The sequence below is a fragment of the Pseudomonas sp. GM50 genome, from assembly GCF_000282375.1.
Classification (GTDB): domain Bacteria; phylum Pseudomonadota; class Gammaproteobacteria; order Pseudomonadales; family Pseudomonadaceae; genus Aquipseudomonas.
On the sequence record NZ_AKJK01000009.1, the window covers coordinates 30,644 to 51,472 of the forward strand.

Consider the following 20,829-nt stretch of genomic DNA (forward strand, 5'->3'; position numbering starts at 1 on the left):
CAGGCTTCCTTCAATCCTCGACCACCCAGGTGTCCTTGGTTCCGCCACCCTGGGAGGAATTCACCACCAGGGAGCCTTCGCGCAAGGCGACACGGGTCAAACCGCCGGGCACAACCCGGGTTTCGCGGCCAGACAATACAAACGGACGCAGGTCGATATGGCGTGGAGCGATGCCGTTTTCGACAAAGGTCGGACAGGTCGATAAAGACAACGTCGGTTGGGCGATGTACGCGTGGGGCTTGGCTTTGATCCGCTCGCGGAAGGATTCGATTTCCGCCGCCGTCGCCGCCGGCCCCACCAGCATTCCGTAACCACCGGAGCCCTGGGTTTCCTTGACCACCAGCTCTGGAAGATTGGCCAGCACGTGGGACAGTTCAGAGGGATTGCGACACTGCCATGTCGGCACGTTCTTCAGGATCGGCTCTTCATCCAGGTAGAAACGAATCATGTCAGTGACGAAGGGATACACCGACTTGTCATCCGCGACCCCGGTGCCGATGGCATTCGCCAGCACCACGTTGCCGGAACGGTAGGACGACAACAGCCCTGGAACGCCAAGCATCGAGTCCGGGTTGAACGCCAGTGGATCGAGGAAAGCATCGTCGAGGCGACGGTAGATCACATCGACGGCTTTCGGCCCGTCCGTGGTGCGCATGAACACCTTGTCGTCACGCACGAACAGGTCCGCACCTTCCACCAGCTCAACGCCCATTTCCCGGGCCAGAAACGCATGCTCGAAAAACGCACTGTTGAAGCGCCCCGGCGTCAGCACCACAACGCTCGGGTTGTCGATCGGGCTGGAGCTTTTCAGGGTATCGAGCAACAGGTTCGGATAGTGGTCGATCGGGGCGATGCGCTGGGCTGCGAACAACTCGGGGAACAGGCGCATCATCATCTTGCGGTCTTCGAGCATGTAGCTCACACCGCTGGGTGTACGAAGGTTGTCTTCGAGCACGTAGTACGTGCCGTCGCCGTCGCGCACCAGGTCGACGCCGGAAATGTGCGAATAGATATCGCGGTGCAGATCCAGCCCTTGCATCGCCAACTGGTATTGCTCGTTGGCCAGCACTTGCTCGGCCGGGATGATGCCGGCCTTGATGATGCGCTGCTCGTGGTAGAGGTCGGCAAGGAACATGTTCAATGCCTTGACCCGCTGAATACAACCGCGCTCGACGACCCGCCATTCACTGGCGGGGATACTGCGGGGAATGGTGTCGAAGGGAATCAGGCGCTCTGTCCCCTGCTCATCACCATAGAGCGTGAAGGTAATCCCGGCACGATGAAATAACAGGTCGGCCTCGCGTCGCCGTTGTGCCAAAAGCTCGTCAGGCGTTTCGGCAAGCCAACGGGCAAACTCCCGATAATGCGGGCGGACCTGGCCGCCGGCATCGTACATCTCATCAAAATAGGTGCGGATCATGCCGTACTCCTTGTCACCCCGGACATCCAGACCTTCGCAAGGCCCGTGCCATCGGCATAAACGCTTTGATATCAATCAGTTGGATAATGACGCCGCACGCACCGCACCAATCCTGTGCGGTAAATGCCCCAACCTGATCGCCCCCGCTTCATGGCGAAGCAATGCTGTCGCCTATCAGCAGCATAGCCAGAGTTGATTTCACTGCCCGGGGGGCGATGCGGATAATCCGCGCATTCGCTGGAGAAACTTACCGAACTTCCCTTTGGCCGCCTGCTCAGGCGGTTTTTTTTGCCTGCTTGAAACGTTGTGAATCAAAAACCAGGTCAAGAGATCGCAGCCTCGTTTCACTCGACAGCTCCTACAGGAGAACGCATCCAATGTAGGAGCTGTGTAGGAGATGTGTAGGAGCTGTCGAGTGCAACGAGGCTGCGATCTTTTGACCTTTTCAAACCGCGAAAACGAAAACGGCCAACCCAAAGGTCAGCCGTTGCTGAGTGTCGTCGCTGTTCATGGTGTTATGCGAGTAGCCCTCGTACCTCCTGCTTGACGCCCCATCCTTCGATGATACCGCCCAGAGGCTCGACCACCGCCTCGAAGTCCTGCTCAAAGTCGCCGATCCCGTCATAGGTGGCGTACATCACTTTGCTCAGTTCCAGATGCCACGCACCGTCGTCGCGCACGCTGATCTGGGCATTCAAGGATTCACCACTGAAATGACCTGCCGCCCTGCGTGCCCGCTCCTCGTCCGGAAAAATGGCGTAGAACTCGATGGGATGGAATCGTGAAAAGTCGAAACCGCCTTCTTTCATGCGGCGCAGCACGCTGCTGCTGATGTCTTCTTGATAGGCTGTGCTCATGAAACGTCCCCCTCAGACTGATGGATAGACTTTCCGTATTCCCTGCACTTTCAACCGATTGGTGAGAGCGATACGGCAACAGAGGTTGCCGACGGGAAACAAGCATGTAGCTGACAAGACCAGACCTTAGCGAGTCATTCGCTGATCTCGCTTGCAGAGTAGCCCCAAGATAGAGCTGCTGCCAAGGTCTGGTTATGAATGTGACAGGAGGTGTATCAGTTCGGGGTAATACTGATGATTTCAATGCTGTACTGGGACTTCAGACTTTTGACGGTCGGATCAGGCGTACGCCCCTCCAGATCATTGAGGTCCAGTCCGGCAACGACCGGCAGGCGCCGCTCGAGAATGAGTTTGGCGGCTTGCTCGCTATTCGGGCATTCCTCGCACTCGAAGAGTTCGTCCACTGTTTCACCGTGATCATCCACGAAAGTGATTTTCCACTTTTGCATCGGTGCCTCCTCGATAAAACCCATGGATGGGCTTACTTCTATCTGGACTTTACCCCTGACTGATCGTTCAACGGATTACCGCATGTCGGCATGAAAAAAACACAGTACCTGTGGGAGCGGGCTTGCTCGCGAAGGCGGTGTATCAGTCGACATCAGTATTGACTGACAGGCCGCCTTCGCGAGCAAGCCCGCTCCCACACAAGGGTTATGTGTTCATTTTAGTCGTTGCTGGGTTTGTTCACCGCTTGCAGTACATTCATGGGAAGTGCTCCGCGAATGCGGGTGGCAACGGAACGGTTACCCGCCCATGATGGCCAATCGATCGCCTCGATTGACGGGAAAGGCGCGCATTCTACGTCGCGGAATATGACAGGTCGAACCTTCGTCATTGAAGTACATGCAGAACAATGTGGGAGCGAGCCTGCTCGCGATGACGGCGGCACCTTCAGCATTAATGCTGCAGACAGATCGCTATCGCGAGCAGGCTCGCTCCCACAAGGGAAATGCGTTGTGCTTGAGGATGCAGTCAGATCCGCACATTGCCTCGTGGCCCGGCGATGGCCCAGATAATCAGGCCCAGGACCGGCAGCAGGAGGATCAATAGCACCCAGATGATTTTCATCCCGGTCTCGGCGCCACTTTTAAGCACGTTGATGATGGCCCAGATGTCGAGGGCAAGAATAATCAAGCCAACCAGGCTGTTGAACGTGGAACCCATGGTGACGCTCCCTAAGAGTGGTATGCCCTCTTAGGATAGTCGGGCCTTGCGAGGGTTCCGTTTTATTAGCGTCGTAGACGGCTTCAGACGTGGATCGCGACTTTCAGGGCTTCCAGGGAGGGCGCGGCGGCGATGCCGACTTCGGCGCACAACTCCAGCACCCGTGGCACGTCGTTACCGTAGACCAGCACCACTTGCAGTTCGTCGTCGAGCAATTGGCTGAAGTTCATCAGCGTGTAACCGCCGTTTTCCTTGTTCATGCTGCCCATCTGCACCTGAATGCGATTGAGTGCCGTCAGGGCTTCGGTCTTGGCCAGTTGCTTGGGTTTGATGTTGAAATCGACGCCGGGGCCGAACGAAGCGACGATCTGCGCAAACAGGTCCATGTAGGTGTCAGCCTGGAACAGCACGGTTTCCGGCAAGCTGCCGACGACTACCCACTCACCCAATGGGATCGGGAAGCTGTCGTCGTAGTTGATGTCCGGATTGGCCGTCAGAAAAGCCTCGGGATCGGCGTAGGCCTGAGCCGCTTCGTCAGCGATTTTCAGAATTTCGTCATCGCTCATGCACCCGGAGCTGATTTTGCTGATGAGTTCGACGAGGGCGGCTTTCATGAGGTGGATCCTGTAGCGAGGGAGATTTGAGGGCGCGAAGGATAACGCATTCGGAAACGGATTGCGGGACCTGGCATGACCTGTGGCGAGGGGGCTTGTCGGACCGCCGCATCGCCCCGTTCGGCTGCGAAGCAGTCGTAAAACCAGAGAACTCGGTTTGACTGAATACCAATGGGGGTCGCTTCGCAACCCAACGGGGGCAAGCCCCCTCGCCACAAAAGCCCCGCAGCACCACAGAGGTCAGGCCAGGAGTTTCTGCAATTGTGCGGTGGTATCCACCGCGCCCATGGTTTTGGCCGCGTCCAGCGCGGATACGCCGTTGGCATCCTTGGCTTTCGGGTCGGCGCCTTTGCTGATCAGGTAGTCGACGATTTCGACGCGGTTGAACATCGCCGCCATCATCAGCGCAGTGCGACCGTCGAAGGACGAACCTTCCACTTGCGCGCCACCTTCAACCAGCGCCTTGACCACCGCCAGATCACCCTTGAATGCCGCGCCGGCAATCGGGCTCTGACCGTTGTCATTGCGGATTTCCGGGTCGGCCTTGTGCTCAAGCAGGACTTTTACCGTTTCGACATGGCCGTGGTACGCGGCGAGCATCAGCAAGGTGTCGCCCTTGTGGTTGCGCAGGTTCGGCGGCAGGCCCTTGGTCAGCAGCGCAGCCATCATGGCCGCATCGCCCTCGCGCGCTTTGTTGAACACCTGTTCGGCAAATTCAGCAGCCTCTTCGGGCGTCATCTGGCGGCTTTTGTCTGACATTGGGGACTCCACATTCGGTCAATCGGAAAGCCGATAGTTTCCCGAGCGCTCCGGAACCTGTCACTTCTTTTTTCTCATGGATGGCTATAGCCACATTCAATAGCGGTACATGCCACCGCGAATATCCGCCAGCACCTGCTCGGTGACTTGCACATAAGTCTGGGTACCCGGCAACCAGGCGTAGATCGGGTCATCGCCGGTTTTGTTCGGGTCGAAGGCTTCGTCCTTGAGTCGCGTCTTCTGGTATTTGAAGGTCCCGGTGGTTTCCATTTTCACTTTCACCCGTAGGAAAAGTGGCACCGCATAGGCAGGCATTTGCTGCCTGGCGAAAGCCAGCAACTCGCTGAAGTCCAGGGTCGCCAGGGATTCAGCCGGCGTGATTGCCGCCATCCCGGCACGCCCGTTGGTGTTGTGGATTTCCACGCCATAAGCCACGGCTTCGGCGATCTGCGGATGTTGCAGGAGGATGTTCTCAACCTCGGTGGTCGAGACGTTTTCACCCTTCCAGCGGTAGGTGTCGCCCAAGCGATCGACAAATTGCGCGTGGCCAAAACCGATGTTACGCAGCAAGTCACCGGTATTGAAATAACGGTCGCCCTTCTTGAACACGTCGTGGAGCACGACTTTTGCGGTCTTCTGCGGATCGGTGTAGCCGTCCAGCGGCGCCTTGTCGTCGATCCTCGCCAGCAGCAAACCCTGCTCGCCCTTGGCCACTTTGCGCATGAAACCGTTGGTATCTCGCGTGGGTGCGCCGCTGTCATGGTCGTACGCAACCAGTTCCCATGACATCAGGGAAAAACCGATGGTGTTGTCGAAGTTGAGGATGTTGGTGAAGCCGATATTGCCGTCGCTGGCGGCGTACAGCTCGCAGATATGGTCAACGGCAAAACGCGTCTTGAACTCGCTCCACGCGCCGGGGCGCAGACCATTGCCGATCATCTTCGTCACGCTGTGCCGACTGTCGTCGACGTTGCGCGGTTGATCCACAAGGTAGCGACACAACTCGCCGACGTAACCGAGGGTGGTCGCCCGGTATTTGCGCACGTCACTCCAGAACTGGCTGGCGCTGAACTTGCGGCGGATGGCAAACCCCGACGCCCCGCTGATCGCCGAGCCCCAGCACACGCAAAGCCCGGTGGCGTGGTACAGCGGCAAGGTGCAATAGACGACGTCCTGCGGCTGCATGTCCAGGGCAATCAGCCCGAAGCTGGCGGAGCTGCGCATCCAGCGGCCGTGTTTGAACACCCCGGCCTTGGGCAACCCGGTGGTGCCTGAGGTGTAAATGTAGAAACAAGGATCGTCGAGAAAAACCTGGTGGCTGCTGACGGGGTTATCGCTGCACGCTTGGGCGCTGACCGTCATCAGGTTGATGAAGCCATCGGGCGAATTGCCCCGATCGCGATAAGTGTCTTGATCGGCGACAAACCAGGTGCGCGCAGCGTCGATGGACACCCGCTCGCGAACCGCATTGAAGGCCGGAACCAGCTCTTCTCCGACCACGATCGCCACCGGCACCACCAGGTTCAGGCTATGGGCCAAGGTGTCGCGGGTTTGAGAGGTATTGAGCAAGGCGCTGATCGCGCCGACCTTGGCCACCGCCAATATCGTCACCAACAGTTCCGGACGGTTCTCGATAAAAATCGCAACCACATCGCCCTTGCCGATGCCTTGGGCAATCAGGTGATGGGCGATGCGATTGGCCCACTGATTGACCTGTGCATAAGTGAGCGCCACCTCGCCCTGCAGCAAGGCCGGGCCCTCGGGGTTGCGCAACGTCGCCTGCTCGAAGCTCCAGCCGAGACCACACGGTTGGGTCGGGTCCTTGACGTTGGCGGCTTTCATGCCCTTCACCACGCGGGGAATGGCTTTGGCAATGGAAGGCAGCTTGCGGAGCATCATGCCCCAGGTAATCGTGTCGTTCAGCGTGCGGCTCATGATGCTCCCGTTCGGTCTTCTTATTGTCGGGTGGCGTTGATTAAGGCCGAAAATACGTCAGCGGTTCTTGAGCTGTACACGCGGTTTTTGAAATGTTTTGTATCCGCGACCGAAGCGTTCGGACCAGACATCGAAAAGCGGAACCCTGGCGTTGTGATTGGTTCAATCGAATCGTGGTCGACCACGCAAAATGCAGGATGCACGATGGCCATTCATGCAGATTGCACGAATCCATAAAAACACTTAAAAACTAACTTGTTGATTTATATGCATTTTTAAAAAATAAGGTGCTGGCACAATCGCTGCAACTACCTCTCCATGTAGCCCTTCAAAGCACTCACGGAGCTGATAGACATGAGCCTGATCCAGGAAAAATTTTCGTCGCTATTCTCCAACTTCGAAGTGACCACCCAGCCACGGCCTGACGGCGGCATTCTGCTGACCCTGCGCAGTACGGACGGCAAAGTCTTCAAACGTTCGATTTCCTACCAGCAATTGCATGCCGGCGATCAGCTGTCGTGGGTGATCAGCGCGATTCGCCGTGACATCGCCGAACAGGCCAGCGAACTGCCACAGATCTCCATGCTGCAAAGCCAACAACGGTTCGCCCTGCCGACTTATCACTCGGTTTAAATCCTGCGGTTGTACAAATAAACACGCTACAAACAAACAGGCCGTGAGCGCTTTCGCTTCACGGCCTGAGTTGTTTCTGGCTTCGCACAACCCTTGTAGGAGCAGAGCTTGCTCGCGAAGGCGGTGTGTCAGGCGACATTAATGTTGACTGACCCGCCGCCTTCGCGAGCAAGCTCTGCTCCTACAGGTTATGGGGGGTTGCAGGGCTGAAGGTCGACGCAACGATTGGCATCGACTCAGTCCTCAAGCCGCGGGAAGCGGCTGGCGATGTCATCGCCGGTGAAATTGGCCACCCTGCCTTCGGGGTTGTTGAACAGGCGGATCGCGACGAAATGCGGGTGCTCGCCCATGTCGAACCAATGCGGCGTACCGGCAGGCACCGAGATCAGGTCGTTTTTCTCGCAGAGCACGGCATAGACGTAATCGCCGATGTGCAGGGAGTACAAACCACGGCCAGCGACGAAAAATCGTACTTCGTCTTCAGTGTAGCGGTGTTCATCGAGGAACCTGGCGCGCAGTTCGGCTTGTTGCGGGTGATCGCTGTTCAAACTGACGACGTCGACAGTGATGTAACCGCGCTCGGTCATCAATTTGTCGATGTGCTCCTGATACGCAGCGATCACTTCTTCCTGGCTGGCGCCGGGCTGGATTTTTGCCGCGGCTTGCCAACGGTCGAAGCGCACGCCCTGCTCGGCCAGGGTCGAGGCGATGTCCTCGAGGTGGGTCAGGACTTTGTTCGGTATTTCAGGGCTGGAGACGTGATAAACGGACAGGCTGCTCATCTGGGCAACTCCTTAACGGTTCATGCTTTATGGTTCAAGAGCGAGCGCGTCTTCAACTCGCACTCGAACAAAAATTCAAAGGTCTCGATCTGTCTCAGCGCGTCGCTCATGCGCGCGCCCCACGTCGATGATTCCTGGGCGAGATGTTCGCAGGCCAGGCTCATGGCCTGTCCTCTTGCATACGTGTGGCAATGATAACGGCAGCGGCGAAGGCTGCGAGACTGGCAATGCTAAAGGTCAATGTGGCGCCGAGGGCATTCCAGCTGTAGCCGGAATACAACGCGCCCAATGCGCCCCCGGTGCCAGCCAACGCGGCATACAACGCCTGCCCCTGCCCTTGCTGACGCGCGCCGAAGCTACGTTGCACGAACTGGATGGCCGCCGCGTGAAAGCTGCCGAAAGTTGCGGCGTGCAGCACTTGGGCGAACAGCAATACCCAGAGGAACTCCGCAAACGAACCGAGCAACAACCAACGCAAAGCCGCCAGCAGGAAACTCGCCAGCAGCACCCGGCGCACCGAGAAGCGCGCCAGAATCTTGCTCATGGCCAGGAACATTAATACTTCAGCGACCACGCCCAAGGCCCAGAGCATACCAATCAAGCCACGGGTGTAACCCAGTCGCTCAAGGTGCAGGGTCAGAAAGGTGTAATACGGCCCGTGGCTCATCTGCATCAGGGCCACGCAAGCGTAGAACGCCAACACCCCGGGGTTTCGCAATTGCTGGAGGAATCCCTCCCCCGCCAACCGTTCACTCTGGACCGGTTGCGCGTTGGGTACCCACAAACTGCTGACGACGATCCCGGCCAAGATCAGCACCAGCGCCACCGGATAGATGTCCAGGCTAAGCCACTCGAACAACCGGCCGAGGGCGACCACGGTGATGATGAAACCGATGGAACCCCACAGGCGAATCTGACTGTAGCGAGATGTCTGCCCCTGCAAATGCGCCAGGGTGATAACTTCAAACTGCGGCAATACCGCGTGCCAGAAGAACGCATGCAAGGCCATGACCATTGCCAGCCACACGTAGCTTTTGCTGACGAAAATCAGTGAGAAGGTCAGCAACGTACAGACCGCGCCGAACCGCACGATGGCCAGCCGTCGCCCGGTGTAGTCACCGAGCCAGCCCCAGATGTTCGGCGCCACGCAGCGCATCAGCATCGGGATCGCCACCAGTTCGCCTATGCGCGCACTGGAAAAGCCCAGGTGATCGAAGTACAGCGCCAGGAATGGCGCTGTCGAACCGAGCAAGGCGAAATAGAACAGATAGAAACTGGAGAGCCGCCAGTACGGGAGCGCCGCCACAGTCAGACCGCAGCGGCTATCAGGTCAGCCATTAAAGCTGACCCAGCACCGGAGTGCTCACACGCACATCGGCGTTCTGTCCGCGGTGACGCAGCAAGTGATCCATCAATACGATGGCCATCATCGCTTCGGCAATCGGCGTGGCGCGGATGCCGACGCACGGGTCGTGACGGCCCTTGGTGACGACTTCCGCCGGATTACCATGGATGTCGATGGAACGGCCCGGCGTGGTGATGCTCGAGGTTGGTTTGAGCGCCAGGTGCGCAACGATCGGCTGACCGGACGAGATGCCACCGAGAATGCCGCCGGCGTTGTTGCTGAGGAAACCTTCCGGGGTCATTTCATCGCGGTGTTCGGTGCCGCGCTGGGCGATGCTGGCAAAACCGGCGCCGATTTCCACGCCTTTGACCGCGTTGATGCTCATCAGCGCATGGGCCAGTTCGGCGTCGAGGCGGTCGAAGATCGGCTCGCCGAGGCCCGGCATCACGCCTTCGGCGACCACGGTGATCTTCGCGCCGACCGAATCCTGGTCGCGACGCAACTGGTCCATATAGGCTTCCAGCTCCGGCACTTTGTCCGGATCGGGGCTGAAGAAGGCGTTCTCTTCCACCGAATCCCAGGTCTTGAACGGGATTTCGATCGGGCCGAGCTGGCTCATGTAACCACGAATGACGATGCCTTGGGTGGCCAGGTACTTTTTCGCAATCGCCCCTGCCGCCACGCGCATGGCCGTTTCACGGGCCGAACTGCGACCGCCGCCGCGGTAATCGCGCTCGCCGTATTTGTGGTGGTAGGTGTAGTCGGCGTGGGCCGGGCGGAACAGATCCTTGATCGCCGAATAGTCCTTGGACTTCTGGTCGGTGTTGCGGATCAACAGGCCGATGGCGCAACCGGTGGTGCGGCCTTCGAACACGCCGGAGAGGATTTCGACTTCGTCGGCTTCCTGGCGCTGGGTGGTGTGGCGGCTGGTGCCGGGCTTGCGGCGATCCAGGTCGCGCTGCAGATCCTCAAGGGAAATCTCCAGGCCCGGCGGGCAGCCATCGACAATGGCGACCAACGCCGGACCATGGCTTTCGCCCGCGGTGGTGACAGTGAACAGCTTGCCGTAGGTATTGCCGGACATGCGGGACGCTCCGTGAAATCGAAACTAAAATACGTAATGCGCGCCAGTATACGCAGGCTACCCGACTAGTTCATCCTCGAACCTTATGGCCGCCTGCGAGTCCAACCGGCACCGAGTGGATGATGGCGTGATGATGCTGCGAGTTCTAGCCTTGAGCCTTACCCTGTTTACCGGCTTTGCACAGGCCACTGTCCTGCAACGCCCGATTACATTGGACACCGGCAGCGGCGAGCTTTTCGGCTCGCTGTTGCTGCCCAAGTCCGACACGCCTGTGCCGGTTGTCCTGATCATTTCCGGCTCAGGTCCTACGGATCGTGACGGAAACAACCCCGACGGCGGACGCAACGACAGCCTCAAACGGCTGGCCTGGGTGCTGGCCAAACACAACATCGCCAGCGTGCGCTACGACAAGCGCGGCGTGGCGGCGAGCCTGGCTGCGACTCCAGACGAACGTAATCTGTCGGTGGAGGCCTATGTGGCCGACGCTGAAGCCTGGGGCCAGAAGCTCAAAACCGATCCGCGTTTTGGCAAACTGATTTTGCTGGGTCACAGCGAAGGTGCGTTGATCGCCAGCCTGGCGGCGCCGAACGTCGATGCCGCAGCGGTGATTTCCATGTCCGGCAGCGCCCGGCCGATCGATCAGGTACTGCGCCAGCAGTTGAGTAATCGCCTGCCGCCTCCCTTGATGCTGCGCAGCAATGAACTGCTCGACAGCCTCAAGGCCGGCCACACCGACGACAACGTGCCACCGCAATTGCAGGTGATTTTCCGCCCCAGCGTGCAGCCGTATCTGATTTCGCTGTTTCGCCAGGACCCGGCAGCGGCCTTCGCCAAACTGAAAATGCCGGCGCTGATCATCCAGGGCAGCAACGACATTCAGGTCGGCGTCGGTGATGCCCAAGCGCTCAAGGCGGCCAAACCGGACGCCGAACTGGCGCTGATCGAAGGCATGAACCACGTGATGCGCATCGTGCCCAACGACGTGAAGCGGCAATTGGCCTCCTATAAAGATCCGCAATTACCGCTGGCGGCCGAACTCGGCGCGCGAATCCTCGGGTTTATTGACGGACTTCGCACCCGTTAAACGCCCCCTGGCCCTCCAGTCCTGAAAAAAACGGCCGATAAGCCTTTGTCGCCAGCGCACTGGCTGGCGACAAGCAGGGCTTGGACAGGATCTCGCCGTTATGACTGATACCCAGACTTCACCCGACACCACCGCTGAAAAAGACGCACCGCCAGCGGTCGAGCTGCCGTGGGCGGACGTCCACGTCGAGCACCACAAAATGCTCCGCCTGGCGCCGCTGCAAACCGACCGCAATACCGGTGGACGCCCGTTGCGCTTTGTCGAATTCGGTTACGCCGAACGCAATAGCAAGGAACACAGCCTGATGCGCATGGCCATCAAGCTGCCGGGCCAGCGTGTGCGCAAAGAACAGAACCATCTGGACGTGTGGGTCGATCACACCGCCAAACGCGTGCATTTCGAGCCGGAAAGCGGCTTGCAGATCGAGCCGATGAACCGCGGCATCGGGCGCTATATGGCAGCTCAGGGCATTACGTGGGCGAAGAAGAGATGGCCCGCCTACACCGTCGACGGTACTGACCTGAACAACAAGGATGCGCTGAACGAAGACACTCGCCTGCGCCGCGATCACTTTCTGCGGGTGCACGGTTTTGACGTGGTCTACGCCGACGCCCAGCATTTGAAGGGCAGCGTTAAAGAGGTGTCGGTCGGTGATTTGCTCGGCGACTGGAACAGCGAAAAGTTGCAACAGGTAGAAATCCTCGAAGCCGCACAGATGCTCCAGCAAGCCGAGCAGAACCTGGCGGAACAGGAAGTCAAACTGAAGAAGCACGAAGAAAAGGTCAGCAAGTACAAACGCGAAGACGCCGGGCTGCGTTTTACCATTACGTGTCTGGTGGCGTTTGCGGTGTTTCAGGCGGGGTTGTTGATCTGGATTGCTACGCACCGTTGATAGCGTAATCCGCGGCGCGGCCTTCGCGGGCAAGCCTCGCTCCTACAGGTTTTGTGTGTGCCACATCATTTGGGTACGACACAGACCCCGTAGGAGCGAGGCTTGCCCGCGAAGGCTTTCTCAGGTCAGACGCGAGAAGCGAACAACGCCTGATGATCGCGGCACTGCTCCGCTGTCAGCATGAACACCCCATGCCCGCCGCGCTCGAACTCCAGCCAGGCGAAATCGACTTCCGGGTACAGCGCCTCGACGTGAACCTGGCTGTTACCGACCTCGACAATCAACAAACCCTTCTCGGTCAAATGATCCGCCGCTTCGGCGAGCATGCGACGCACCAGGTTCAAACCGTCATCGCCACAGGCCAGGCCCAGCTCCGGTTCATGCTGATACTCGTCCGGCATGTCGGCGAAATCTTCTGCATCGACGTAGGGTGGGTTCGACACAATCAGGTCGAAACGTTGACCCGGCAAGCCATCAAAACCATCGCCCTGAACGGTGAACACCCGCTCATCGACACCGTGGCGTTCGATGTTCTGGTTCGCCACTTCCAGCGCTTCGAACGACAGATCGGCCAGTACCACTTCGGCGTTCTGGAACTCATAAGCACAGGCGATGCCGATGCAACCGGAACCGGTGCACAGGTCGAGAATGCGCGCAGGTTCGGCGCCGAGCCACGGTTCGAAACGCTTTTCGATCAGCTCGCCAATTGGCGAACGCGGGATCAGCACACGTTCGTCGACAATGAACGACATACCGCAGAACCAGGCTTCGCCCAGCAGGTAAGCGGTCGGAATGCGCTCTTCGATGCGACGTTTGAGCAGGCGCTGCAAGTTGACCAGTTCGTCCTCTTCCAGATTGCAGTCGAGGTAGCTATCAGCAATTTCCCACGGCAAGTGCAGCGCACCCAACACCAGTTGACGGGCTTCGTCCCAGGCGTTGTCGGTCCCATGGCCGAAAAACAGATCCTCCCCATGGAAGCGGCTGACGGCCCAACGGATATGGTCACGCAGGGTACGAAGTCGGGAAGTGATCACGGGGCAAACTCCAGAAAAAACGACTGACGATTCTAACAGCCAAAAGGCGCCGCGACGACGCAGGAAAAACACCGGATCAGATGTAGGACTCTTCTATTTTTTCAGCAAGCTATTGAACAGAACGGGTATCTTGACAAGGCTGCGACCCAACAACGGCGGTGCCTACGATGGTAGCGATTCACAGAAGCGCTCAGCCAGAGGACAATGTCGCAAAAGCCCCACCCGAAGGAGCCCCAGAATGTCCGTTCCAAAAACGATGTTTCAACTCAGCGGCCGTGGTTATGCAGCGGCCAATCTGGGTCACGCGACCCTTGTCATCATCGATGCCCAGAAAGAATACCTCAGCGGCCCCCTGGCACTGAGCGGCATGGATGCTGCCGTCGCGAACATCAAACAGCTGGTGGCCGCTGCCCGTGCAGCCGGTCGGCCGATCGTGCACGTGCGCCACCTCGGCACCGTCGGTGGGCTGTTCGACCCGCAAGGCGAACGCGGTGAGTTCATCCCGGGCCTGGAGCCACAGGGCGATGAAACCATCATCGGCAAATTGCTGCCGAGTGCATTTCATGGCACCGAACTGCTGGAGCGCCTGCAGAATCTCGGCTCGCTGGACCTTATCGTCTGCGGCTTCATGAGCCACTCCAGCGTCAGCACTACCGTGCGCGCCGCGAAGAACCTGGGCTTTCGTTGCACATTGGTTGAAGACGCCTGCGCGACTCGCGACCTGCCCTACAAGGGTGGCGTCCTGAGCGCCGAGCACGTTCAGCACACCGAGATGGCGATCATGGCGGACAATTTCGCCACCCTCGCCCAGACCCGCGAACTGATCTGATCAACCCTTCGATGAGCGGTCCATGCCGCCGCTCATCCGCAAAAGCCTCTCATTTGCTGTAATTGCCCTAGCCTCAGGAACATCCCGGTCAACTCCCGGTCGAAGGGCCGATACCCATTGAGGAAGGTCGGAATGAAGTTATCCGATGGTTTTGATGCACGCCGCTTGCGGCCCAAAGGCCAAAGCAACTGGCGTTTTCGCTTCGGCGCAGCCATTGCTGCTCTGCTGGCGATGTGCGGCGTGCTGCTGGTGATGGCAGGTGCCGCCAGCCTGCTCGGCCAGGCGCCCGCCCTGGGCGAGTTGAATACCAACCGGGTCGGTTCGGCAGTGATTTTGGCGATTGGCCTGTTCGTGCTGTACATCGGCGTGTGGCTGTGGCGCCGCTGCCGCCGCCGCTCGCGTCAATCGCAAGAGCTGAACATGTCCCCGCATTTGATGAAAAAACACGACTGAGCCGAACGCCACGCGTTTTGTCGCGCCTCATTCGCTTCGACTTGGGTAAACTGGCCGCCCTTCGCGGAGGCTGACATGCAAGACGACGATTTTTCCCTGTTCAAAAGCGCGATCCAAGGCGTCAAGCCGATCAAGCACGATCGCGCCGAAACCGGCAAACCCAAGGCCGACCGCGCGCAAATCGCCAAGCTGCGCCAGGCCGCCACCGTGCGCACCGATGCCACCACCGTTGATGGGCTGTCCGATCAGTTCGTTATTGATGTCGGCCCCGAAGATGAGCTGATGTGGGCCCGCGACGGCGTCCAGGAAAGCCAGATGCGCAAGCTCAAGATCGGACAGATTCCGTTCGAAGGCAGCCTCGACCTGCATGGCATGAACGTGGAAAAGGCCCGTGAAACCTTGTGGGCCTTTCTGGCCGAAGCGACCAAATTCGAAATCCGCTGCGTACGCGTCACCCACGGCAAAGCGGTGCGCCTGGACGGCAAGCGGCCGATGATCAAGAGCCACGTCAACACGTGGCTGCGTCAGCATCCACAGGTGCTCGGCTTCACCTCGTGCCAACCGAAACATGGCGGCGCCGGAGCGGTTTATGTGATGCTCAAACGCACCATGATGGAAGGTCGCGACGAGTGATGCCGTCGCTTCACGCTTGCAGCGCCGTGTCCGTCACCGTACCCTTGCCCTTTGCGTAAAATCCCACAGGTAGTTTCATGTCCCTGGAACAGAATTACACCGAGATTCTCGGCCAATTGGGCGAGGACGCCTCCCGCGAGGGCCTGCTCGACACGCCAAAACGTGCCGCCAAAGCCATGCAGTACCTCTGCCGAGGTTATGAACAGACACTGGAAGAGGTCACCAACGGTGCCTTGTTCAGCTCCGACAACAGCGAGATGGTGCTGGTCAAGGACATCGAGCTCTACTCGTTGTGCGAGCACCACATGCTGCCGTTCATCGGTAAGGCGCACGTTGCCTACATCCCGAGCGGCAAGGTCCTGGGGCTGTCGAAAGTCGCGCGGATCGTCGATATGTACGCTCGCCGCCTGCAGATCCAGGAAAACCTCAGTCGCCAGATCGCCGATGCGGTCCAGCAAGTCACCGGCGCCCTGGGCGTTGCGGTGGTGATCGAGGCCAAGCACATGTGCATGATGATGCGCGGTGTGGAGAAACAGAATTCGACGATGATCACCTCGGTGATGCTCGGCGAGTTCCGCGAAAACGCGGCCACCCGCAGCGAGTTTCTCAGCCTGATCAAGTAACTTGCAGCACGAAGAAAACCGGCACTCATCGCCGGTTTTTTTTCGCCGGCGAAAAATCAGGTAAGCTGCGCGCCTTCTGTTTGCCCCTGTGAGGCTTATACCGTGTTCGTTAAAGCGCTTCGTGTCGGCCTTGGCCAACTGATCATCTTCATCGACTTCATCACCCGTCCGGGCAAAAAACAACGGCCTGCCGAAGCTCAGGCTCAGGTCAACACAGCCGCCAAGGACCTGACCCTGTATCAGTTCCACGCCTGCCCGTTCTGCGTGAAAACCCGTCGCACCCTGCGTCGCCTGAACGTTCCGGTGGCGTTGCGCGATGCCAAGAACAACGAACAGGATCGCAAGGCTCTGCTGGAGCAAGGTGGCAAGATCAAGGTGCCGTGCCTGCGCATTGAAGAGAATGGCCAGACCACCTGGATGTATGAGTCCAAGGTGATCATTGATTATCTGGATAAGCGGTTTGCTGCAGCCTGATGGTGTTGTGGTGGTGCTGCTGATGGCCTCTTCGCGGGCAAGCCTCGCTCCTACGGACTGGTGGCGTGTGCGAATAGCCTCACCTCTGTAGGAGCGAGGCTTGCCCGCGAAGGCGTCGGCACAAAGACTGCAAATTTCAGACAAAAATAAACCGGCCCATGGGCCGGTTTATTTGTTTCTGCATCCCCTCAAGCCGCTTCTGCCGCCTGGGCCTCGCGCACCACCGTCGCCAATCGCTTGAGCCCTTCGTCCAGTCGCGCCGGGTCGATGTGGCTGAAGTTCAGCCGCAGATGACCGGGGTTGTTGTCCGGCTCAGGAAAAAATGGCTCGCCCGGCATAAATGCCACATCCGCCGCCAGCGCAGCCTTGAGCAGCGTGCGCGTATCCAGCGGCTGCTTGAGCGTCAGCCAGAAAAACAACCCGCCCTGCGGCACGTTCCACCGCGCCAGATCGCAAAAGTGCGTTTCCAATGCCGACTGAAATGCATCCCGACGACCCCGATAGAAGTCACGCAACTCACCCAGGTGCTGCTGATATTTTTCGGTGCCGATCCATTGCAGCGCTTGCCATTGCCCGATGCGGTTGGTGTGCAGATCGGCCGATTGCTTGAGCCGCAGCAAGTGCGCAAACAGGTCCGGGCTGGCGATCAGGTAACCGACCCGCAGGCCCGGCAACAGGGTTTTCGACACGGTGCCGGTGTAGATCCAGCTAGCCTTGTTCAAGCGGCTGACGATCGGCGTGGCACTGCCGCCATCGAAGGTCAGCTCACGGTAGGGTTCGTCTTCGATCAGGGTCACGCCGAACTCGTCGAGCAACGCCGCCACTGCATCGCGCTTGGCCTCGCTGTAGCGCACCGCTGACGGGTTCTGAAACGTCGGAATCAGGTAGATGAACGCTGGCTTGTGTTTTTCCAGACGGCTGCGCAATTGCACCAGGTTCGGGCCGTCGGCTTCCTGTGGGACGGTGATGCAGTCGGCGCCGAACAGCTGAAAAATCTGCAACGCCGCCAGGTAGGTCGGCGCTTCAAGCAGGATCTCGGTGCCTTTGTCGATGTAGAGCTTGGCCGCCAGATCGAGGGTTTGCTGAGAACCGCTGACCACCAACACCTGACTCGCCTCGCACGGCACACCCAACGCTCGGGCTTCGGCCGCCAGCGCCTCACGCAGTGCCGGTTCGCCTTCGCTCATGCCGTATTGCCCCATGGACAGCGGCATATCCGCCCACTCGACTTTCGGCAGCATGGCTTCGGCCGGTAAACCGCCAGCGAACGACATTACTTCCGGACGCTGGGCGGCGGCGAGGATTTCACGGATCAAAGAACTTTTAAGGCGCGAGACACGTTCGGAAAAAGCCATGGGAGTCACCGGTAGCGAGGCCTGAGGAAAATGAGTCAAACTGGTTGACCGAAATTACGACAGACCGAGCGGATACGTCAATATGCTTGACCTTAAAAACCCCAGCACTCAGCAACAAGCCATGGAAGCGTTTTTCTTCGGTTACCAGGCGTTCACCGCCAAGGCCGACGAAATGCTCGAGCGTCGCGGCTTGAGCCGGGTGCACCAACGCATCGTGTTTTTCATCGCCCGCTACCCTGCCCTCAGCGTCAAGGAGTTGCTGGCGTTGCTGGGTGTGAGCAAACAGGCGCTGAACATTCCGCTACGTCAGTTGGTGGAAATGCATTTAGTGAACAGCGTCGCGTCCGAGACCGACAAGCGTAAGCGGCTGCTGGAACTGACTGCGGAAGGCGCGCGGTTCGAGCAGTCGTTGCGACGCGAGCAGGTGAAATTGCTCGAGCGTGTGTTTGCCGAAGCTGGGGAGACGGCGGTGAATGGGTGGTTGGCGGTGAATCTCGCGCTGGGTAAAGCCCAGGTCTTTCCAAGCTGATCGTTCCCACGCTCTGCGTGGGAACGATCGTCTATAGCCGATATATCCCGACCAACAAACTTTTCGTCTACAAAATCAAAAACATTATTTGCTTTATTTGTATACAAAAGCATAATTCGCTTCGTGCGAGTTCCTGACCAATAGGTCAACAAATTCGCAAGTACCTCAAAGGGTCGCTGCCACCCTCATGGGTCCGGCCCTGGAAATAACAATAAAACTCTTGAGGAGTACTCGCTGTGGAAAGCCGCAAATCCGAAGCCCCGACGCTGGAACTCTCGCCGCCATTACGCAATGGCTGGCTGGAGCGCATCTTCAAACTCAGCTTGCACGGCACCACGGTGAAGACCGAGCTGATCGCCGGTCTGACAACCTTCATCACCATGGCCTACATCATCTTCGTCAACCCGAACATCATGGCTGATGCCGGCATCGACCACGGTGCGGCGTTCGTCGCCACCTGCATCGCCGCCGCGCTGGGTTGCCTGCTGATGGGCCTGTACGCCAACTGGCCGGTCGGCCTGGCGCCGGGCATGGGCCTGAACGCGTTCTTCACTTACACCGTGGTCGGCACCATGGGCTACAACTGGGAAACCGCCCTTGGTGCGGTGTTCGTTTCCGGTGTGTTGTTCATGTTCCTGACCTTTTCCCGGATTCGCGAATGGCTGCTTAACAGCATTCCAGTGAGTTTGCGCTTTGCCATGGGCGCCGGTGTGGGCTTGTTTCTAGGGCTGATCGGCCTGAAAACCGCGGGCATCGTTGTCGATAGCCCGGCCACCCTGATCAAGCTCGGCTCCCTGCGCGAGCCTGGCCCGCTGCTGGCGGCCATCTGCTTCCTGATGATCGCCGTGCTCAGCTATCACAAAGTGTTCGGCGCGATCCTTATCAGCATCATCACCGTGACCCTGGCAGGTTGGGGCCTGGGCCTGGTGCACTACGAAGGGATTATGTCAGCGCCGCCGAGCCTGGCACCGACCTGGATGGCCATGAATGTCGCCGGCGTATTCAACGTCAGCATGATCAGCGTGGTACTCGCTTTCCTCTTTGTGCACATGTTCGACACCGCCGGCACCTTGATGGGCGTCGCCCAGCGCGCCAACCTGGTGAACGCTGACGGCCGGATCGAAAACCTTTCCCGCGCCATGAAAGCCGACAGTGCTTCCAGCGTATTTGGTGCGGTGGTCGGTGTTCCGCCGGTCACCAGCTACGTGGAAAGTGCCGCTGGTGTAGCCGCTGGTGGTCGGACTGGTCTTACCGCCGTGACCGTAGGTGTGCTATTTATTGCCGCAATGTTTTTTGCACCGCTGGCTGGCATGATCCCCGCTTACGCCACCGCCGGTGCGCTGATTTATGTAGCGATGCTGATGATGGGCGGCATGGCGCACATCGAATGGGACGAAGCGACCGACAGCATTCCGGCGATCGTTACCGCGATCATGATGCCGCTGACCTTCTCGGTCGCCGACGGCATCGCGCTGGGCTTCATCACCTACGTGGCGCTGAAGGCCGGCACCGGTAAGTACAAGGAAATTTCCGTCAGCCTGTGGGTGCTTTGCGCGATCTTCATCGCCAAGTTCATTTTCTTGTAAGCCGTCTACGTTTCAAAAACGGTGTTTCAAAACAGCCTCACCCCGTCGGGTGAGGCTTTTGTGCAAATGGAGGAAAGTGATGAGTCTGGAAACCTGGCTGCTGTTCAGCGGCGCTGCGCTGGTGGTGATCCTGATCCCGGGACCACTGTCTTTGCTGATGATCAGCAACAGTCTGAATTACGGTTTGCGCCGTTCTTACCCGGCGTTTCTGGGGGGCGTGATTGCGTCGATCTGCCTGCTCAGTGCTTCGGCGCTTGGCTTGGGCGCATTGTTGCTGGCGTCGGAACAGCTGTTCAGCGCCCTTAAAATCGTCGGTGCGCTGTACCTGTTCTATCTCGCCTGGCAGAGCTGGCAGCAATCGCGTCAGCCATCCCAAGGCGCCGAAGTGCCCCAGACTGCGCCGGTGCCGCGCTTTCGTGCACTGTTCGGACGCGCGTTCATGCTCGGCGCGAGTAATCCGAAAGACATTTTGTTCTTTGCCGCTTTCCTGCCGCAATTTCTGAGTGCCGAGCAACCGTTCCTGCCGCAGTTGCTGGTGATGATTGCCACCTGGACCGTGCTGGATCTGCTGTGCAAGCTGGCTTATGGCCTCGGTGCCCATGGCGCTGCGCGGTATCTGCGTAGCGGCAAGGGGCAGAGCTGGTTTAACCGGGTGAGCGCGGGGTTGTTCAGTGGTGCGGGTGCAGCATCCTTGTTGAGCCGCTAAAAGCTTCGCGGGCAAGCCTCGCTCCTACAGGTATT

General features: G+C 58.9%; 23 protein-coding genes and 1 pseudogene. 11 read left to right on the forward strand and 13 right to left on the reverse strand.

All coding sequences use genetic code 11. The features are described 5' to 3' along the window. Positions 1–10 precede the first annotated feature (10 nt). The 7 genes from PMI30_RS27155 to PMI30_RS27125 form a co-directional block, all read right to left on the reverse strand. The gene (locus PMI30_RS27155; protein ID WP_007902187.1) at positions 11–1,420 is read right to left on the reverse strand and encodes a circularly permuted type 2 ATP-grasp protein; all 1,410 of its coding nucleotides are present in this window, start codon (positions 1,418–1,420) and stop codon (positions 11–13) included. Between the two features lie 515 nt (positions 1,421–1,935). Next, a complete protein-coding gene (locus PMI30_RS27150; RefSeq protein ID WP_008005633.1) occupies positions 1,936–2,277 on the reverse strand; it encodes a ribonuclease E inhibitor RraB in 342 nt (113 codons plus the stop codon). Positions 2,278–2,492: 215 nt separating this feature from the next. Continuing rightward, positions 2,493–2,726, reverse strand: coding sequence for a hypothetical protein (locus PMI30_RS27145; protein ID WP_008005635.1), 234 nt, complete (start codon positions 2,724–2,726; stop codon positions 2,493–2,495). Positions 2,727–3,252: 526 nt separating this feature from the next. Further along, positions 3,253–3,444, reverse strand: a complete 192-nt coding sequence (locus PMI30_RS27140) for a PLDc N-terminal domain-containing protein (protein WP_007902193.1) — start codon at positions 3,442–3,444, stop codon at positions 3,253–3,255. Positions 3,445–3,527: 83 nt separating this feature from the next. Beyond that, positions 3,528–4,058 (reverse strand): hypothetical protein, encoded by a 531-nt coding sequence (locus PMI30_RS27135; RefSeq protein WP_008005636.1) that lies wholly within the window; start codon positions 4,056–4,058, stop codon positions 3,528–3,530. A gap of 240 nt (positions 4,059–4,298) precedes the next feature. Continuing rightward, entirely contained in the window at positions 4,299–4,817 is a 519-nt protein-coding gene (locus PMI30_RS27130; RefSeq protein ID WP_007898805.1) for an ankyrin repeat domain-containing protein, read from the reverse strand. Positions 4,818–4,913: 96 nt separating this feature from the next. After that, the gene (locus PMI30_RS27125) at positions 4,914–6,752 is read right to left on the reverse strand and encodes a long-chain-acyl-CoA synthetase (protein WP_008005637.1); all 1,839 of its coding nucleotides are present in this window, start codon (positions 6,750–6,752) and stop codon (positions 4,914–4,916) included. Between the two features lie 354 nt (positions 6,753–7,106). On the opposite strand from PMI30_RS27125, the gene PMI30_RS27120 reads away from it, so the two are divergent. Continuing rightward, positions 7,107–7,385 carry a DUF3509 domain-containing protein gene (locus PMI30_RS27120; protein WP_008005638.1) on the forward strand — a complete coding sequence of 93 codons (279 nt, stop codon included), beginning with the start codon at positions 7,107–7,109 and terminating at the stop codon, positions 7,383–7,385. A 236-nt stretch (positions 7,386–7,621) separates the two neighbouring features. Here the strand turns inward: PMI30_RS27120 and PMI30_RS27115 are convergent, their stop codons facing one another. The 4 genes and pseudogenes from PMI30_RS27115 to aroC form a co-directional block, all read right to left on the reverse strand. Next, positions 7,622–8,167, reverse strand: coding sequence for a 1,2-dihydroxy-3-keto-5-methylthiopentene dioxygenase (locus tag PMI30_RS27115; protein ID WP_008005639.1), 546 nt, complete (start codon positions 8,165–8,167; stop codon positions 7,622–7,624). A 20-nt stretch (positions 8,168–8,187) separates the two neighbouring features. Then, positions 8,188–8,292: pseudogene (locus PMI30_RS31460) on the reverse strand (hypothetical protein); the annotation flags it as partial. 35 nt (positions 8,293–8,327) lie between these two features. Continuing rightward, the gene (locus PMI30_RS27110) at positions 8,328–9,473 is read right to left on the reverse strand and encodes an MFS transporter (protein ID WP_008005641.1); all 1,146 of its coding nucleotides are present in this window, start codon (positions 9,471–9,473) and stop codon (positions 8,328–8,330) included. A 31-nt stretch (positions 9,474–9,504) separates the two neighbouring features. Next, positions 9,505–10,596: a chorismate synthase gene (aroC, locus tag PMI30_RS27105; protein ID WP_007898811.1), complete on the reverse strand. Its 1,092-nt coding sequence runs from the start codon at positions 10,594–10,596 to the stop codon at positions 9,505–9,507. 85 nt (positions 10,597–10,681) lie between these two features. On the opposite strand from aroC, the gene PMI30_RS27100 reads away from it, so the two are divergent. Both PMI30_RS27100 and PMI30_RS27095 read left to right on the forward strand, forming a co-directional pair. Continuing rightward, entirely contained in the window at positions 10,682–11,680 is a 999-nt protein-coding gene (locus tag PMI30_RS27100) for an alpha/beta hydrolase (RefSeq protein ID WP_032834737.1), read from the forward strand. A 100-nt stretch (positions 11,681–11,780) separates the two neighbouring features. Further along, on the forward strand, positions 11,781–12,572 hold the full coding sequence (locus PMI30_RS27095; RefSeq protein WP_008005643.1) for a hypothetical protein: 792 nt from the start codon (positions 11,781–11,783) through the stop codon (positions 12,570–12,572). A 125-nt stretch (positions 12,573–12,697) separates the two neighbouring features. Here the strand turns inward: PMI30_RS27095 and prmB are convergent, their stop codons facing one another. Beyond that, positions 12,698–13,606, reverse strand: coding sequence for a 50S ribosomal protein L3 N(5)-glutamine methyltransferase (gene prmB, locus PMI30_RS27090; RefSeq protein WP_008005645.1), 909 nt, complete (start codon positions 13,604–13,606; stop codon positions 12,698–12,700). Between the two features lie 238 nt (positions 13,607–13,844). On the opposite strand from prmB, the gene PMI30_RS27085 reads away from it, so the two are divergent. The 5 genes from PMI30_RS27085 (at position 13,845) to PMI30_RS27065 (ending at position 16,618) form a co-directional block, all read left to right on the forward strand. Next, the gene (locus PMI30_RS27085; RefSeq protein ID WP_008005646.1) at positions 13,845–14,435 is read left to right on the forward strand and encodes a cysteine hydrolase family protein; all 591 of its coding nucleotides are present in this window, start codon (positions 13,845–13,847) and stop codon (positions 14,433–14,435) included. Between the two features lie 132 nt (positions 14,436–14,567). Continuing rightward, positions 14,568–14,888 carry a hypothetical protein gene (locus PMI30_RS27080; RefSeq protein ID WP_007898816.1) on the forward strand — a complete coding sequence of 107 codons (321 nt, stop codon included), beginning with the start codon at positions 14,568–14,570 and terminating at the stop codon, positions 14,886–14,888. Between the two features lie 75 nt (positions 14,889–14,963). Then, positions 14,964–15,521 carry a Smr/MutS family protein gene (locus tag PMI30_RS27075; RefSeq protein ID WP_008005647.1) on the forward strand — a complete coding sequence of 186 codons (558 nt, stop codon included), beginning with the start codon at positions 14,964–14,966 and terminating at the stop codon, positions 15,519–15,521. Between the two features lie 77 nt (positions 15,522–15,598). Then, positions 15,599–16,144, forward strand: coding sequence for a GTP cyclohydrolase I FolE (folE, locus tag PMI30_RS27070; RefSeq protein ID WP_007898818.1), 546 nt, complete (start codon positions 15,599–15,601; stop codon positions 16,142–16,144). A 102-nt stretch (positions 16,145–16,246) separates the two neighbouring features. Next, entirely contained in the window at positions 16,247–16,618 is a 372-nt protein-coding gene (locus PMI30_RS27065; RefSeq protein ID WP_008005648.1) for a glutathione S-transferase N-terminal domain-containing protein, read from the forward strand. Between the two features lie 188 nt (positions 16,619–16,806). Here PMI30_RS27065 and PMI30_RS27060 read toward each other — a convergent pair whose 3' ends face one another. Continuing rightward, on the reverse strand, positions 16,807–17,973 hold the full coding sequence (locus tag PMI30_RS27060) for an aminotransferase-like domain-containing protein (protein ID WP_008005649.1): 1,167 nt from the start codon (positions 17,971–17,973) through the stop codon (positions 16,807–16,809). 82 nt (positions 17,974–18,055) lie between these two features. On the opposite strand from PMI30_RS27060, the gene PMI30_RS27055 reads away from it, so the two are divergent. The 3 genes from PMI30_RS27055 to PMI30_RS27045 all read left to right on the forward strand — a co-directional run bounded on the left by PMI30_RS27055 (position 18,056) and on the right by PMI30_RS27045 (position 20,794). Further along, positions 18,056–18,502, forward strand: a complete 447-nt coding sequence (locus tag PMI30_RS27055; protein ID WP_007898821.1) for a MarR family winged helix-turn-helix transcriptional regulator — start codon at positions 18,056–18,058, stop codon at positions 18,500–18,502. A gap of 236 nt (positions 18,503–18,738) precedes the next feature. Then, positions 18,739–20,088 carry an NCS2 family permease gene (locus PMI30_RS27050; RefSeq protein WP_008005650.1) on the forward strand — a complete coding sequence of 450 codons (1,350 nt, stop codon included), beginning with the start codon at positions 18,739–18,741 and terminating at the stop codon, positions 20,086–20,088. Between the two features lie 79 nt (positions 20,089–20,167). Beyond that, on the forward strand, positions 20,168–20,794 hold the full coding sequence (locus PMI30_RS27045) for a LysE family translocator (RefSeq protein WP_008005651.1): 627 nt from the start codon (positions 20,168–20,170) through the stop codon (positions 20,792–20,794). Positions 20,795–20,829 lie beyond the last annotated feature (35 nt).

Bases quoted from the DNA above. Each gene is read 5' to 3' on its own strand.
- PMI30_RS27125 (WP_008005637.1), bottom strand. From the start codon at position 6,752: ATGAGCCGCACGCTGAACGACACGATTACCTGGGGCATGATGCTCCGC.
- aroC (WP_007898811.1), bottom strand. From the start codon at position 10,596: ATGTCCGGCAATACCTACGGCAAGCTGTTCACTGTCACCACCGCGGGC.
- folE (WP_007898818.1), top strand. From the start codon at position 15,599: ATGTCCCTGGAACAGAATTACACCGAGATTCTCGGCCAATTGGGCGAG.
- PMI30_RS27145 (WP_008005635.1), bottom strand. From the start codon at position 2,726: ATGCAAAAGTGGAAAATCACTTTCGTGGATGATCACGGTGAAACAGTG.
- PMI30_RS27075 (WP_008005647.1), top strand. From the start codon at position 14,964: ATGCAAGACGACGATTTTTCCCTGTTCAAAAGCGCGATCCAAGGCGTC.
- PMI30_RS27080 (WP_007898816.1), top strand. From the start codon at position 14,568: ATGAAGTTATCCGATGGTTTTGATGCACGCCGCTTGCGGCCCAAAGGC.
- PMI30_RS27095 (WP_008005643.1), top strand. From the start codon at position 11,781: ATGACTGATACCCAGACTTCACCCGACACCACCGCTGAAAAAGACGCA.
- PMI30_RS27115 (WP_008005639.1), bottom strand. From the start codon at position 8,167: ATGAGCAGCCTGTCCGTTTATCACGTCTCCAGCCCTGAAATACCGAAC.
- PMI30_RS27130 (WP_007898805.1), bottom strand. From the start codon at position 4,817: ATGTCAGACAAAAGCCGCCAGATGACGCCCGAAGAGGCTGCTGAATTT.
- PMI30_RS27155 (WP_007902187.1), bottom strand. From the start codon at position 1,420: ATGATCCGCACCTATTTTGATGAGATGTACGATGCCGGCGGCCAGGTC.
- PMI30_RS27060 (WP_008005649.1), bottom strand. From the start codon at position 17,973: ATGGCTTTTTCCGAACGTGTCTCGCGCCTTAAAAGTTCTTTGATCCGT.
- PMI30_RS27085 (WP_008005646.1), top strand. From the start codon at position 13,845: ATGTCCGTTCCAAAAACGATGTTTCAACTCAGCGGCCGTGGTTATGCA.
- PMI30_RS27100 (WP_032834737.1), top strand. From the start codon at position 10,682: ATGGCCGCCTGCGAGTCCAACCGGCACCGAGTGGATGATGGCGTGATG.
- PMI30_RS27055 (WP_007898821.1), top strand. From the start codon at position 18,056: ATGCTTGACCTTAAAAACCCCAGCACTCAGCAACAAGCCATGGAAGCG.
- PMI30_RS27045 (WP_008005651.1), top strand. From the start codon at position 20,168: ATGAGTCTGGAAACCTGGCTGCTGTTCAGCGGCGCTGCGCTGGTGGTG.
- PMI30_RS27135 (WP_008005636.1), bottom strand. From the start codon at position 4,058: ATGAAAGCCGCCCTCGTCGAACTCATCAGCAAAATCAGCTCCGGGTGC.
- PMI30_RS27120 (WP_008005638.1), top strand. From the start codon at position 7,107: ATGAGCCTGATCCAGGAAAAATTTTCGTCGCTATTCTCCAACTTCGAA.
- PMI30_RS27140 (WP_007902193.1), bottom strand. From the start codon at position 3,444: ATGGGTTCCACGTTCAACAGCCTGGTTGGCTTGATTATTCTTGCCCTC.
- PMI30_RS27150 (WP_008005633.1), bottom strand. From the start codon at position 2,277: ATGAGCACAGCCTATCAAGAAGACATCAGCAGCAGCGTGCTGCGCCGC.